The sequence below is a fragment of the Mesorhizobium sp. CO1-1-7 genome, assembly GCF_020164885.1.
Lineage (GTDB): Bacteria > Pseudomonadota > Alphaproteobacteria > Rhizobiales > Rhizobiaceae > Mesorhizobium > Mesorhizobium australicum.
This window is the reverse complement of the sequence record NZ_JAIUHA010000007.1, coordinates 326,260-339,771: the sequence shown is the minus strand read 5'-3', so window position 1 is coordinate 339,771 and position 13,512 is coordinate 326,260. Positions and strand designations below refer to the sequence as shown.

General features: G+C 62.0%; 12 protein-coding genes and 1 tRNA gene. 8 read left to right on the top strand and 5 right to left on the bottom strand.

Annotated features, from left to right (window positions below):
* Positions 1-1,261: 1,261 nt before the first annotated feature.
* Positions 1,262-1,351 (bottom strand) — tRNA-Ser (locus LB516_RS17900).
* A 263-nt stretch (positions 1,352-1,614) separates the two neighbouring features.
* Between LB516_RS17900 and LB516_RS17895 the strand changes: the two genes are divergently transcribed.
* The 7 genes from LB516_RS17895 to LB516_RS17865 all read left to right on the top strand — a co-directional run bounded on the left by LB516_RS17895 (position 1,615) and on the right by LB516_RS17865 (position 9,205).
* Positions 1,615-2,835, top strand: a complete 1,221-nt coding sequence (locus tag LB516_RS17895) for a septal ring lytic transglycosylase RlpA family protein (RefSeq protein ID WP_224720100.1) — start codon at positions 1,615-1,617, stop codon at positions 2,833-2,835.
* A gap of 92 nt (positions 2,836-2,927) precedes the next feature.
* Positions 2,928-4,091 carry a D-alanyl-D-alanine carboxypeptidase family protein gene (locus tag LB516_RS17890; RefSeq protein ID WP_015317899.1) on the top strand — a complete coding sequence of 388 codons (1,164 nt, stop codon included), beginning with the start codon at positions 2,928-2,930 and terminating at the stop codon, positions 4,089-4,091.
* An 80-nt stretch (positions 4,092-4,171) separates the two neighbouring features.
* Positions 4,172-4,846 carry a dTMP kinase gene (tmk, locus tag LB516_RS17885; protein WP_224720098.1) on the top strand — a complete coding sequence of 225 codons (675 nt, stop codon included), beginning with the start codon at positions 4,172-4,174 and terminating at the stop codon, positions 4,844-4,846.
* A complete protein-coding gene (locus tag LB516_RS17880) occupies positions 4,843-5,898 on the top strand; it encodes a DNA polymerase III subunit delta' (RefSeq protein WP_224587338.1) in 1,056 nt (351 codons plus the stop codon). The genes tmk and LB516_RS17880 overlap by 4 nt, the downstream gene beginning before the upstream one ends.
* Before the next feature lie 141 nt (positions 5,899-6,039).
* Positions 6,040-7,593, top strand: a complete 1,554-nt coding sequence (metG, locus tag LB516_RS17875; RefSeq protein WP_015317902.1) for a methionine--tRNA ligase — start codon at positions 6,040-6,042, stop codon at positions 7,591-7,593.
* Positions 7,593-8,387, top strand: a complete 795-nt coding sequence (locus LB516_RS17870; RefSeq protein WP_015317903.1) for a TatD family hydrolase — start codon at positions 7,593-7,595, stop codon at positions 8,385-8,387. The genes metG and LB516_RS17870 overlap by 1 nt, the downstream gene beginning before the upstream one ends.
* Entirely contained in the window at positions 8,384-9,205 is an 822-nt protein-coding gene (locus LB516_RS17865) for an MBL fold metallo-hydrolase (protein WP_224720097.1), read from the top strand. The genes LB516_RS17870 and LB516_RS17865 overlap by 4 nt, the downstream gene beginning before the upstream one ends.
* Before the next feature lie 218 nt (positions 9,206-9,423).
* Here the strand turns inward: LB516_RS17865 and LB516_RS17860 are convergent, their stop codons facing one another.
* The 3 genes from LB516_RS17860 to LB516_RS17845 all read right to left on the bottom strand — a co-directional run bounded on the left by LB516_RS17860 (position 9,424) and on the right by LB516_RS17845 (position 11,157).
* The gene (locus LB516_RS17860; RefSeq protein ID WP_140664439.1) at positions 9,424-10,083 is read right to left on the bottom strand and encodes an imm11 family protein; all 660 of its coding nucleotides are present in this window, start codon (positions 10,081-10,083) and stop codon (positions 9,424-9,426) included.
* 151 nt (positions 10,084-10,234) lie between these two features.
* The gene (locus LB516_RS17855; RefSeq protein ID WP_140717220.1) at positions 10,235-10,561 is read right to left on the bottom strand and encodes a hypothetical protein; all 327 of its coding nucleotides are present in this window, start codon (positions 10,559-10,561) and stop codon (positions 10,235-10,237) included.
* Between the two features lie 272 nt (positions 10,562-10,833).
* Positions 10,834-11,157 (bottom strand): hypothetical protein, encoded by a 324-nt coding sequence (locus LB516_RS17845; RefSeq protein ID WP_015317908.1) that lies wholly within the window; start codon positions 11,155-11,157, stop codon positions 10,834-10,836.
* Positions 11,158-11,455: 298 nt separating this feature from the next.
* Between LB516_RS17845 and LB516_RS17840 the strand changes: the two genes are divergently transcribed.
* Positions 11,456-12,367 (top strand): agmatinase, encoded by a 912-nt coding sequence (locus LB516_RS17840; protein ID WP_224720096.1) that lies wholly within the window; start codon positions 11,456-11,458, stop codon positions 12,365-12,367.
* Positions 12,368-12,436: 69 nt separating this feature from the next.
* Here LB516_RS17840 and LB516_RS17835 read toward each other — a convergent pair whose 3' ends face one another.
* Positions 12,437-13,321, bottom strand: coding sequence for an aldose 1-epimerase family protein (locus LB516_RS17835; protein ID WP_224720095.1), 885 nt, complete (start codon positions 13,319-13,321; stop codon positions 12,437-12,439).
* Between the last annotated feature and the right edge of the window lie 191 nt (positions 13,322-13,512).

Genomic DNA, 13,512 nt, shown 5'->3' with positions numbered 1-13,512 from the left:
AATTGTCGGATCACTTCGGTACCATCCGAAGCCTAAATGCATCGCGTGGCTCCCAGCGTCAGCAACGCTGGAAACCGAGCGAACCGAGCGAGACGCCAAGACCGCTGGCCTCAGGCGACTGAGGGCTTACTCGGAATGGCTCGTTCGCGACGATCTAGCCTCGATGCGCGATCAGGTAGACTGCTCGGCTCTTCTGTAGAGTGTCAGCCGGCTGGCCCACGCCTTGCGAGAGGGAGCTAGAGCAGGACTCGCTGCTATAGCGCTTCCCATTGCCGTTTGCCGTTTGCGGGCCGTCTGGGCGCTGGCGATGTCATCGAAGGCGCATTCCATGCTCAGAGCATAAATCGAAACGGATTCGCTATCAGTCTCCTGTTTGTCACGCTGAGCGGGCTGGCTCCGCCCGGCGGGCTTTTTTGGCTCCTATGACGTCCTGCGGTTTTTTGAACCGGGAGCGCTAGGTGGAATGGTGCGGAACGGTGGATGTCGTTCGTTCTAGTTGCAACAACTGCAGTAACGGTTGATTCAACCATTGCTGGTATTTATTCCATTGTATGGTGGCGGCTCCGACAGTGCGGCGGGGGCTGGGTTGCCGGAGCCGCCTGCGCAGTCCGGTTGGGATTTGACCGCGCTGTCTCAGAATAGGACAGCGCGGTCAATGATTCGTTAATCGTGACAGTTTCGCCGGTCGGGCGTCAGCAGTAATCTGTAGCTTTCGACGATGGCAATGATCGCCTTGGACGCAATGGAACAATTCCGTGTGTCGGAGGCGGCCCGCCGGCTTGCGTTTCTCCGGTTTTATTGCGCTCTCGCCTCAACCCTCTCAAGGCACTGAACGGGAATATTAGGCCATGTCGCCTTGGCGCATTCCGATGCCGTAACGGCCACCACGGGCTCGCCTTGCACACTGGCCGCTTGGGTAGGCGTGGATGCAAGGAGGAATGTTTGCGTCAGGAGGGCTGACAAGGCTGCAACTTGAACAAGCACGGCGGCAAAGGCGATTTTCTTGAGCATGCCGAGAGAACGCGGTGGATAGCTACCGGTTCCCTGTGCCCACCATGCCCAAAATCATCGTGAATGGTAACTGCCAGACGCTTTACGGCGCTTGCAGTCACCCCTTATCGGCTCTCAAATCGGCGGCCCCAGATGCCCGTGTCGAACTCGACCATGGCACCCGCGGATGATTGGTGAAGATGTTGCGGCACCATCGCAGCCAAGCGGGCTGGGGATAGCGGTGGGGTCCCTATCTGATTCATAGACGTTATGGCGGAGGGAGTGGGATTCGAACCCACGGTGAACTTGCGCCCACGCCGGTTTTCAAGACCGGTGCCTTAAACCGCTCGGCCATCCCTCCAGCGACTGCCGGCCACTGCTCTAGTGTGCCCGGCAAAGGCCTGTCAACCGGCTTGCATGAGCAGGTCGCTCCCTGAGCCTAGGACAGGACAGGCGGCGTCACAATCTTGCCCGGTTCCGGCCACAATCGGTTAATACCGTGATAAACAATTCCTGCGCACAAAGGATCGGGGTTCGAGGCGTCGTTGGCATTGTCGAGTGAGTGCTTTGGCTCCTCTGATGGTCGGATGCGACGTCTTCATGAGATTTAGGGGGCAATCAAGAATGCAGGCTGTGACGCACCCGCGTCTTCGTCGCGTTGCCACGGTTGCGTTGCTTGCAGCGTCGGCTGCATTGCTCGCCGCTTGCGCGTCGCAGCCCGAGCCGAAAGGGATGGTCTACAAGAAGACCCGCTCCAAGGAATATTTCGCCGAGACCGAATATGGGGTGAAGGCCAGTCCGCGCGCTGCCTTCATGCGGCGCGGCGGCGGTCGCGACCAGCTTGGCAAGCCCTATCAGGTGCGCGGCAAGTGGTATTATCCCAAGGAAGACAAGAAGTACGCCAAGGTGGGTCTGGCATCATGGTATGGCGACGCCTTCCATGGCCGGCTGACCGCCAATGGCGAAGTCTACGACATGGCGCATCTGACGGCGGCGCATCCGACCATGCCGCTGCCCAGCTATGCCCGCGTCACCAACCTCGAAACCGGCAGTTCGGTCATCGTGCGCGTCAATGACCGCGGCCCCTACCATGAGGGCCGCATCATCGACGTCTCGGAGCGAGCCGCGCAGATGCTGGACTACGACAAGGTCGGTACCGCGAAGGTGAAGGTCGAATATGTCGGCCGCGCGCCGCTCGACGGCAATGACGACCAGTACCTGATGGCCTCTTACCATCCAGGCAACCGCATACTGGACCCATCGGACGGCCTGCCGACCGGCGTCATGGTGGCCATGAACGGGCCTTCGCCGAGCCTTCCGGTCGGCGCGGCCGCCGTGCCGTTTCCAGGTCAGCTGACCGATGCCGCGGCACCGATGCAGGGACGGATGGCCGCGCAACCGACCTTCGGCGATCCGGCGCTGCCCGATTTTGGACCGATCGTGCCGGAACGGCCGCAGATCAGCCTGCCGCCGCAATCGCCGTTCGCCATGGCGTCGCTGTCCTATGCGGATGAACGCGTCCATCGCGCGGATGTCTTTGCCGCTCTGGACGACAGCGGCATGTCGCCCGCAGACATCCTGCGGTCGTGGAAAAACACCGGCCGCCAAGCGGCGCCATCCAGTGCCGACTATGTCGCCGCCGGCACGTTCGACGACGCCACCGAAGCCACACGTGTGGCCTCGGCACTAAAGCCCTTCGGCAGAATAGAAATCCAGCGCTCCGATCTCGACGGCAATGACTGGTATGCGGTCAACCTCTATCCGGACGGCCATGGCGGTCTGGACGAGTTGCTGAAGGCGGCGTGGTCTCATGGCGCGCCCGACGCGCTGGTCGTGCGCGACTGATCCAGCGCCGGTTGCGCCCGGCAGTTGATCCCTCACCGAAAAAGCCCGATAGTTTCGGGACGCCGGAGGGGCCGGCCAACGGGTCGATTTTCATGCAGTTTCGCTTGCTACAGCCTTTCGCCGTTTTTTTTCTCCTCAGCCTCCTGCTTACGCTTTCGCCGGCCCAAGCGCAGCTTTTCGAGACCAAGGCCGCGCAAGCCTTCATGATCGATGCCGATACCGGCACGGTGCTGTTTTCGAAAGATGCCGATAAACCCATTCCGCCGGCTTCGATGGCCAAGCTGATGACGATGGAAGTGGTTTTCAACGCCCTCAAATCCGGGCGCCTCAAACTCGACGATACGTTCGTGGTCAGCGAAAACGCCTGGCGCAAAGGTGGCGCGCCGTCGGGAACCTCGACGATGTTCGCCAAGCTCAAATCGGCGATCCGGCTCGAGGACCTGATCCAGGGCGTGACCGTGCAGGCCGCCAATGACGGCTGTATCGTCATCGCCGAAGGCATGGCCGGATCCGAGGACAATTTTGCCGGAGAGATGACCGAACGTGCGCGCCAGATCGGCCTCAAGACGTCGACTTTCGTGAACTCCACTGGCCTGCCGGCCGACGGCCAGCAGACAAACGTGCGCGAATTGGCGCAGCTCGCCCTGCATCTATGGCGCGAATACCCCGATTTCTACCGGTATTACGGGTTGAAGGATTTCACCTGGAACAAGATCTCGCAGAGGAACCGCAACCCGTTGCTGGCGATGGACATCGGCGCCGACGGCCTGGCTGTCGGCGCAAGCGAGACATCCGGTTTCGGCATCGTGGCTTCGGCCAGCCACAACGGCACGCGGGTGATCGCGGCGATGAGCGGGCTGGCAAATGATAAGGAGCGCGCAGAAGAGGCACGCAAACTGCTCGATTGGGGCGTTCGCTCGTTCGAGAAGACCGAAATCTTCGCCAAGGACGAGGTGGTCGGAGAGGCCCAGGTTTTTGGCGGCATGAAATCCGGCGTGACGCTCAAGGCAAAAGGTCCGATCGACATCTTCCTGCCGATCACCAACCGCGACAAGCTGACGGCCAGGATCATCTACACCGGCCCGGTCGCGGCACCGGTGGAGGAGGGGCAGCCGGTGGGCGCACTGCGCGTCTGGATCGGCGACACGCTGAGCCAGGAGACACCGTTGTTCGCCGCCGAGTCGATCAGCGTCGGCACGTTGCCGCAACGCGCTCTCGATGCCGTCAAGGAACTAGCGATCGGCTGGCTTCGATAGCGCCGACGGCATGGACGTTTTCCCGAACGCGGACTATCTACAGCCCAACAATCCACTCGAACACGAACAAAGGCCCTCGGTTGGCGCGCGGTTTTTTCATCACCTTCGAAGGCGGCGAAGGCGCAGGCAAGTCGACACAGATCGAGCGGCTGGCCACCAAGATGCGCGCCAAGAAGTATGATGTCGTACGGACACGCGAGCCGGGCGGCTCGCCGGGCGCCGAAGCGGTCAGGCATGTGCTGCTTTCGGGTGCCGCCGAACCGTTCGGGCCCAAGATGGAAGCGCTGCTCTTCGCAGCCGCGCGTTCCGACCACGTCGAGCAGGTCATCCGTCCGGCGGTCGAACGCGGCTCCATCGTGCTTTGTGACCGCTTCCTGGATTCCTCGCGTGTCTATCAAGGCGTTACGGGTGGGATCGATCCGGCATTCATGGCCATGCTGGAACAGGTCGCCATCAACGGCATGATGCCCGACATGACGCTGATCTTCGATATCGACCCGGCCGAGGGTTTGAAGCGCGCGACATTGCGGCGTGGCAGCGATGCCACAGCCGACCGCTTCGAAAAAGAGACGCTGGCCATCCACAAGGCCCGCCGCGAAGCGTTCCTGGCGATCGCCGCGGCAGAGCCGGAACGCTGCATCGTCGTCGATGCGTCCGCCGATCCGGACACGGTGGAGGATGTCGTCACGGCGACCGTGTTCGCGGCACTGGAGGCAAGGGCGTCCGAGCGCAACAGGCAGGTCGCACCCGTATGATCTTCGAACGCATCGCGCCGGAACAGCATGATACGCTGGACGGTGTGCCGGAACCCTCCGAAACACCGCGTCTGGTCGGACACGGGCAGGCCGTCACCATGCTTGCCGCCGCCTATCGTGCGGGAAAGCTGCCTCATGCGCTTATCTTCGCCGGTCCGGTCGGGATCGGAAAGGCGACGCTCGCCTTCCATCTCGCCCACCACCTTTTGAAGCATCCGGCCTTCGACCAGGCGCCTGGCAACCTAGCAGTTCCCGATCCGGCCTCGCCGCTGTTTCGCCAGATCGCAACCGGCGCGCATCCCGGCGTACTGCATCTGACCCGCCCGTTGAACGACAAGACCAAGAGTTTCAAGACCGTCGTCACCGTCGACGAAATCCGCAAGGTCAGCCGCTTTCTGTCGCTGACTTCGCATGACGGCAGCTACCGGGTGGTGATCGTCGATCCGGCCGACGACATGAATGCCAATGCGGCCAATGCCTTGCTGAAGAATCTCGAGGAACCACCGGCACGGACCCTGTTCATTCTCATCGTCCATGCACCCGGCAGTCTGCTGCCGACGATCCGCTCGCGCTGCCAGGTGGTGCGGCTGACACCGCTCGACGCCAACGAACTGATGGCGGTGCTGGAGACAGCGGAGCCGCCGCCGCCCGACGATCCGGCCGCGAGGGCTGCATTGGTCGAGCGGGCAGGGGGCAGCGCCCGCAACGCGATCCTGTTGACGCAGTATGGCGGGCTGGAGATCGCGCGGACGCTGGATGGACTGGTGGCGACGGGAAAGAGCGATATTGGCGGCGCCTATCGCCTGGCCGAGGCGGTCGCGGGCAAGGACCAGGCGATACAGTTCGACATCTTCAATCGCCGGGCGCTGGACCTTCTGTCGGATGCGGCAAGCCAGGCGGCGCGGGCTGGCGATCTCAAGCGGGCCAAAGCGCTGTCGGACAGTTGGCATGAGGCGCTGGACGCTATATCTGAGACGGACACCTACAATCTCGACAAAAAGCAGCACGCCCTGACCATGATCGACCGCCTGAATTCTGCAATGCGAATGTGACGGGCTTTTTTGGTGCATGCCGTTGCCCCTTAAACCGGGGCCACTTTTGGGCGGCATGCACTGGTCTCGGGATGGCAATCGCCATTCCGATGCGATATCCACCGCCACGGCCTCCATTCAGACATTCATGACGGTTCATTCATGTCACGCGACACATTCTACATCACGACCGCGATTTCCTATCCGAACGGCAAGCCGCATATCGGCCATGCCTACGAGCTGATCGCCACCGATGCTCTTGCCCGCTTCCAGCGGCTCGACGGCAAGCAGGTCTTCTTCCTTACCGGCACCGACGAGCACGGCATCAAGATGCTGCAGACAGCCAAGCGCGAAGGCATTTCTGCGCGCGAACTGGCCGACCGCAATTCAGCCGAGTTCAAGCGCATGGCGACCGCGCTCAACGCCTCCAACGACGATTTCATCCGCACCACCGAGGAGCGCCATTACGCTGCTTCGCAGGCGATCTGGAAGGCGATGGCCGCCAATGGCGACGTCTATAAGGGCGGCTATGCCGGCTGGTACTCGGTGCGCGACGAAGCCTATTACGGCGAGGAGGAGACCGAGGTCCGTCCCGACAATGTCCGCTACGGGCCGCAGGGAACGCCGGTCGAATGGGTCGAGGAAGAGAGCTACTTCTTCCGCCTGTCGGCCTATCAGGACAAGCTCGTCGCGCTTTATGAAGGCCAGCCCGACTTCATAGGTCCGGCCGAGCGCCGCAACGAGGTGATGAGCTTCGTCAAGTCGGGACTGAAGGACCTGTCGATCTCGCGCACCACATTTGACTGGGGCGTGCCGGTACCCGGCGACGAAAAGCATGTCATGTATGTGTGGGTCGACGCGCTGACCAACTACATCACCGGCGTCGGCTATCCCGATGAAAAAGATGAGAAATGGAAGTTCTGGCCAGCCGATGCGCACATCATCGGCAAGGACATCGTGCGCTTCCACGCGGTTTATTGGCCGGCCTTCCTGATGTCGGCCGGCATCCCGCTGCCGAAGCGCGTCTTCGGCCACGGCTTTCTGTTCAACCGCGGCGAGAAGATGTCGAAATCGGTCGGCAACGTCATCGACCCGTTCACCATGATCGAGCATTATGGCCTCGACCAGGTACGCTACTTCTTCCTGCGCGAAGTGCCGTTCGGCCAGGACGGCAGCTACAGCCATGAAGCGATCGTCAACCGCACCAACGCCGATCTGGCCAACGGTCTCGGCAATCTGGCGCAGCGCTCGCTGTCGATGATCGCCAAGAATTGCGGCGGCGTGGTACCGAAGCGCGGCGACCTGGCGGAAGCCGACAAGGTGATCCTGGATCAAGCGATCGACGCTCTCGCCACCGCGCGCAAGGCAATGGCCGAACAGGGCATCCATCTGGCACTGGCGGCGATCTTCGGCGTGGTTGCGGAAGCCGACCGGTATTTCGCCGGACAGGAACCCTGGGCGCTCAAGAAAACCAATCCCGAGCGCATGGAAACGGTGCTGTGGACTACGGCCGAAGTGGTCCGGCGCGTGGCGGTTCTATGCCAGCCCTTCATTCCGGGCTCGGCCGGCAAGCTGCTCGACCTGCTGGCGGTGCCGGCGGATTATCGCGAGTTCGTGCATGTCCACGCCGACCACGCGCTTGTTTCCGGGACGGCGCTGCCTGCGCCGGAGGGCGTGTTTCCGCGCTATGTCGAACAGACGGACGCGAACGCCTGATGCTCGTCGACAGCCATTGTCATCTGGACTTTCCGGACTTCGCCGAGGAGCGGGCGGCCATTGTCGCCCGCGCCAAGGCGGCCGGAATCGGCCGCATGGTGACGATCTCCACGCGCGTGAAGCGGTTTCAGCAAGTTCTTGAGATCGCGGAGACTTTCGACGAAGTCTATTGCTCGGTCGGCACTCACCCGCACAATGCCGCCGAGGAGCTCGACGTCACCACCGCCGACCTTGTCCGCCTGTCCACTCACCCAAAGGTGGTGGCGATCGGCGAAGCAGGTCTCGATTATTTCTACGACAAGGCACCGCGCGATGCGCAGGCGCAGGGTTTTCGCGCTCATATCGCCGCCGCCCGCGAGACCGGGCTGCCTCTCGTCATCCATTCACGCGATGCCGACGACGACATGGCCGCCATTCTCGAGGACGAGACAGGGAAGGGCGCCTTCCCGTTCATCCTGCATTGTTTTTCGTCGGGACGGCGGCTCGCCGAGGTCGGCGTGTCGTTTGGCGGCTATGTGTCGTTCTCGGGCATCCTGACCTTCAAGAACTCGATCGAATTGCGTGCCATCGCCGCCGATTTGCCGCGTGACCGGCTGCTGGTCGAGACCGACGCGCCATATCTGGCGCCGGTGCCGTTCCGCGGCAAGCGCAACGAGCCGGCTTACGTCGCGCAAACCGCCAAGGTGCTGGCCGAGACAATCGGCGTCAGCGAGGCTGAGATCGCGGCGGTGACGACCGATAATTTCTTTCGGCTGTTTGGAAAAATGCCTCGCCAGCAGGCGCTCGAGACATGAGCGACCGGCTGCGCCTGACAATTCTCGGCTGCGGGTCGTCGCCAGGCACGCCGCGCATCACCGGCGACTGGGGCAATTGCGATCCCGCCAATCCCAGGAACCGGCGCATGCGCACGGCGGCACTTGTCGAGCGCATTGCCGTCAATGGCGGCCGCACCACGGTCGTCATCGACACCGGCCCGGATTTCCGCGAGCAGATGCTGATGGCTTCAGTCCGGCGCATCGACGGGGTGATCTACACCCATCCGCATGCCGACCACATCCACGGCATCGATGACCTGCGCGGCTATGTGCTGGAACAACGGCACCGCATCGGCATCCATGCCGACGAGCCGACCATGCTGCGGCTGCGCGAGGCGTTCGGCTATTGCTTCCAGACGCCGGTAGGCAGTTCCTATCCGCCGATCGTCGACGCCCACATCATCGATCATACCCGGCCGATCGTGATCGAAGGAGAGGGGGGCGCCCTCACCTTCGAGCCGCTGCCCCAGATCCATGGCGACATCATTTCGCTGGGTTTCCGCATCGGTGGGCTCGCCTACTGTCCCGATGTCAGCGACTTTCCCAAGACCACCGCAGAACGGCTGCGAGGTCTCGACATGCTCGTCATCGACGCTTTGCAATACAACACGCATCCAAGCCATCTTTCGCTTGGCCAGGCGCTGGACTGGATCGAGGCGCTTTCGCCTGGGAGCGCCGTGCTGACGCACATGCACGTGCCGCTCGATTACACCGCCGTGATGGCCGAGACGCCCGACAATGTCGAACCAGCCTATGATGGCATGGTGATCGAAATCCCATACGAGTCAAACCGGTAGAGGCTGCTGCTCAGTTGGCGTTTCAAGTCGTCGTTTGAACGCTCGACCATGGGTTCGAGGTCGTGAAGTGCCGGTGGCGCCCATTCATGATGTTTGCCGACAGCGGTCGGAACCGCAGCAATTCCCCGGCCGCGCTACGTGCGTAGGTTCCATAATCTATCTTATGCGACTTTTATCACAACGTGAAAAGCATCTCGAATCCATCTCACAGCCCTGCTTCACAGCCCGGGCTTCCGAAGCAGACCGGACCAAAAGCGTCTCAAACTCGCGAATGAAACTAGCGCACGCCGCTCCATGCCGCGGTATTCGATCCTGTCGCGACCGACCGCTTCGTCATTCCAGACCAATTCAAAGGCGATGCCTTTGAATCCGAGCTCGCCGATCTGACGCACGATGGTCTCTTGCAGATAGATATCGGATAGTCGCACGCCATCGGGCCGCTCCGGCAACTTGAATATCTCGGCCCCGCCGATGGCCTCCGGCCGAAGGACGAGATTTTCGATCATCATGATACCGCCATCGTCAAACCGGACGGTTCTTGAACGTTCTTCGTCCATCGCATCGACCACATTGGTGACGTTGAACAGCGATATGGGTTCGTCAGCACGAAGCGACAGGAAGTCACCATACGGTTCTAGAATCGGCCTTAGCAACTTCAACGCCGTGCTCCTCAGAATGAGCACGTGCTCGCCGAGCCAAGGAAAATCGGAATATAGCCGGGGTGTTCCGTCTTCTTGCTCGCGCAGGAATTTCATCCGCGGCGGACGCCATCGCTTCTGGCCCAGGTCGCCGAGGCTCGCGAATAGCTGGTAGTCCTCGGCTTGTTGGGGAAGAACCCATTCCTGTCCCTCCACTACACGCGGACTATAGATTTTCACCCGACCTCCTGACCCGGCGCCGCCGACACCGGGACGTCGCTCGAGACATCGCGTCCGGTTTGGCGGACGCCCGTACCGAGCATATCATGCCAGATGACGCGGCGGCGGCGCGCGACGCTTTCCATGTGTTCCTACATCGCGACCGGTCGCATCAGGGCAGCCTCCGGTGGTCGAGCAGGATGCGGTGGATCTGGATTCGCTCCGGTAATTCGATCAGGAACTCCGGGTCGCGGTCGAGATGGTGGACCTTGGTTGGCTCACCCTTGGTGAAAGCCGTCATCGATTCGTGGTCGGGCCAGTACGAGATGGTGGTGAACCAGCTTTCCCCTTCGCGATCCTCGCGAAACAGCTGGACGCCCAGGGCGGTCTTCTCAAGCGGCGGAATACCTTCGGCTCTCAAATAGACTTCGTAAGCGTCGCCTACGTCAGCCCGGGTACGGCCGCGCCAGATGCGTGCGATGGTCGGCGTTGTCGTCATCGATCTTTCTCCTTTTGCACCTCTTCAAATCCTTCTGCTGAGCCATGGACGCGCGTCAGGAAGTCCCGCACCAGCGGAAGCGCGCTATCGAAATGGGTTTCCAGAAGCCAGTGGCCGGCGCCTTTCACTGCGCCGGCATGTAGCCATCTTCCGGTCCCCAGGCGATGAGAGTCGGCGGCTGTCTTTCGCGCAAATAGGCATAGCTGCCAGCGCAGCGCTATCTGCTGGCTGGTCCCGTTGCGCGTAGCGGCAGCGAGGCGTCGTAGGCGTTCCTAAAAATAGTCGAGCACCCCGCTGAAAGCAGTTGCTATTGCAATGACGTGGACGAGGCCAAGCGCCAACCAACCGGCGCGGCCGGCTTGAGCAACAAATGCCCCATAGGCAGGAAACTGTGCCACAGCCAACCCTAGGGAAAGGCCGGTAATCGTGTTGTCGGTCAAAAGAGTTGCCAACATGGGGATTGGATAGAGAATGCGGGCTAGCACATAGTCGCCATGCCCAGCTCCGGCCGAAAAGAGTGCCAGCAGGAAGGCAACGGGAGTAGCGCATAGGCCGAAAAGGAGACCTGCCTGCCATGAGAACTTTGGCAATGTCATTCCCTTCCCCCATCAACCACATCTATGCGGATGCGTTCGGCCATAAGAACCGCGGCACTCGACAACAAAGATAGATCATGCGGATTTTCCTCGGTCGGTCCATTCGCTTTATCGCAGTTCCAGTAATCTGCAACGTTTACCCACTTTAGCAAGCTCAATGTCCCCGTCTCAGGGCCGCCTCCAGCTTGGAACCGACGGAACTTCTGGACGGCGATTTCGGCAATGGAATTCGACCATCCCAGCAACTACGCTAGCTTCAATCCATCACGCCTCGGCTGGACTCAAAGGCTTATCAAGAATGACCACACGATCTTCCTTTCTCGGCTTGCCCGATCGCCTCGTCGATGACACGGCCCCCCGCGCGGTGATCTTCGGCGCTGGGCACGGCAGCACCTATCCCGGCAAGGACAGCAGCGGTCATGCCTTGGCCGCCGATGCCATCCGCGTTGCGAGCCAGGGTGATGCCGCGCTCGTCGAGCATTGGGATTTCGATCTCGGCGGCCCGCTGTTCGACGGCAAGCCGGTCTGCTGCGTCGACGCCGGCGACATCCTGACCATCATGCATGACAATGCCGGCAACCGCGCCCGGATCGAGGCGAAGACGCGCGAGGTCCTGTCCTTGCCGGCCGTGCCCATCCTGCTCGGCGGCGACGATTCCGTGGTCAGTCCCTTCCTCGCCGGCTTCGCGGATCACGGGCCTGTCTGGATCCTGCAGATCGACGCCCATATCGACTGGCGAGACGAGGTGCATGGCGAACGCCACGGCTACTCCAGCCCGATGCGCCGCGCGAGCGAGATGGCGCATGTCGCCGGCATGGTGCAGGTCGGACTGCGCAGCGTCGGCAGCGCACGCCTCACGGAAATCGAAGCGGCGCGGCGCTATGGCAGCCGTTTCGTCACCGCTCGCGAGGTCCATGCCCTGGGTGTCGAAGCGACGCTCGGCCATATTCCGGAAGGCGCGCGAGTCGTCGTTACCCTCGACTGCGACAGTCTCGACCCCGGCATCATGCCGGGCGTGGCCGCGCGTACGCCCGGCGGCCTCACCTATACGCAGGTCATCGATCTCATCGCGGGCCTGGGCAAGCGAGCGAGGATCGCCGGATTCGATCTTGTGGAGCTCTATCCGCCATACGACATTGACGGCCTGTCGGCGCTCACCGCCGCGCGCCTTCTTGTCAATGTTATCGGCGCCCTGGTCAGGCAGGTTTGAGACCCGACCTGAGGTCGAATACAGCCCCGGTCCGCCTTTGCGCCCGCTTCATGGCTTGCAGGAAAACTTTTACCGAGGCCCCTGCTCCAGGCTGATCCGGTAACTCAGCGAACGCTTCGCGCCCGGCGCGATCAGCATCAGGCCGGGCTTGTCGGTGAACTCGCCATCGAAATCCAACGGACTGGCAATGCCGTGCCAGGGCTCGATGCACAGGAACGGTGCGCCACCGGGTTTGGACCAGATGCCCACTTCCTGAAATCCCTGCCATGAGACCTCGATCGCCGGACCGTCATCGGCGCCATAGCGAACGCTGTTGCTGGCCGGCCGGTCCAGGATCACAGCGTCGTCGTCAAACAGCCGTTCGGACAGCTCGAGCACAGTGCCTTTGACCGGCGTTGGCTGCGGCGTTGCGATGAGCAGGCCATCCTTCAGCCGGCGGATCGGCGCTGGCTCTGCCTGGACAAACGTCAGGCGATAGGCGTCCTTGGCCATATCGGGCAGAACCGGCCAGTTGAACGCCGGATGCGCCCCGATCGACGCCGGCATCGGTTCGTCGCCCGGGTTGGTAATCTCGAATTCTATGTCGAGTTGCGCCTCGCCCAGCGTATAGGTCACGGCCAGTCGAAATGCGAACGGGTAGTGCGTTCGGGTTTCCGCGTCGTCGGCGAGCACCAGCGTGCAGGATCGAGGCCCCCTCTCCGCCCACATAAAAGGCTTGTCGCGGGCGAAGCCGTGCTGCGTCATCGGATAGGTCTGGCCGCGATGGTGCAGGTGATCGCCATTCAGCCGGCCGACGATCGGAAACAGCACCGGCGAATGGCGCCGCCAGGCCGGTCCAGCCTGCCACAGGAACTCAAATCCTCGTGCATCCCGCAGGGAAACCAACTCTGCGCCGTGGGCGATGATGGTTGCCGATATGCCCTCGCCATGAAGCGTCAGACTGTCCTGTTCCATATGTCCTCGCGGTTCGTCCGGCGTGGCCGGCAGGCTAGCAAATGGCCGGGCGTGAACTCAAGGTGGCGGACGGCATTTGCATTTCACGCGATCCCGATGAACCTTGATGGTGGGCCAGGCGCCCCTTTCGAAAGAAGATGGCCGGAGGTTTCCCTCCGGCCAGCCAAGGCTCAAAGCTGTTGCCTGCTACG

Bases quoted from the DNA above. Each gene is read 5' to 3' on its own strand.
- LB516_RS17895 (WP_224720100.1), top strand. From the start codon at position 1,615: ATGCAGGCTGTGACGCACCCGCGTCTTCGTCGCGTTGCCACGGTTGCG.
- LB516_RS17890 (WP_015317899.1), top strand. From the start codon at position 2,928: ATGCAGTTTCGCTTGCTACAGCCTTTCGCCGTTTTTTTTCTCCTCAGC.
- LB516_RS17880 (WP_224587338.1), top strand. From the start codon at position 4,843: ATGATCTTCGAACGCATCGCGCCGGAACAGCATGATACGCTGGACGGT.
- metG (WP_015317902.1), top strand. From the start codon at position 6,040: ATGTCACGCGACACATTCTACATCACGACCGCGATTTCCTATCCGAAC.
- LB516_RS17870 (WP_015317903.1), top strand. From the start codon at position 7,593: ATGCTCGTCGACAGCCATTGTCATCTGGACTTTCCGGACTTCGCCGAG.
- LB516_RS17865 (WP_224720097.1), top strand. From the start codon at position 8,384: ATGAGCGACCGGCTGCGCCTGACAATTCTCGGCTGCGGGTCGTCGCCA.
- LB516_RS17855 (WP_140717220.1), bottom strand. From the start codon at position 10,561: ATGACGACAACGCCGACCATCGCACGCATCTGGCGCGGCCGTACCCGG.
- LB516_RS17845 (WP_015317908.1), bottom strand. From the start codon at position 11,157: ATGACATTGCCAAAGTTCTCATGGCAGGCAGGTCTCCTTTTCGGCCTA.
- LB516_RS17840 (WP_224720096.1), top strand. From the start codon at position 11,456: ATGACCACACGATCTTCCTTTCTCGGCTTGCCCGATCGCCTCGTCGAT.
- LB516_RS17835 (WP_224720095.1), bottom strand. From the start codon at position 13,321: ATGGAACAGGACAGTCTGACGCTTCATGGCGAGGGCATATCGGCAACC.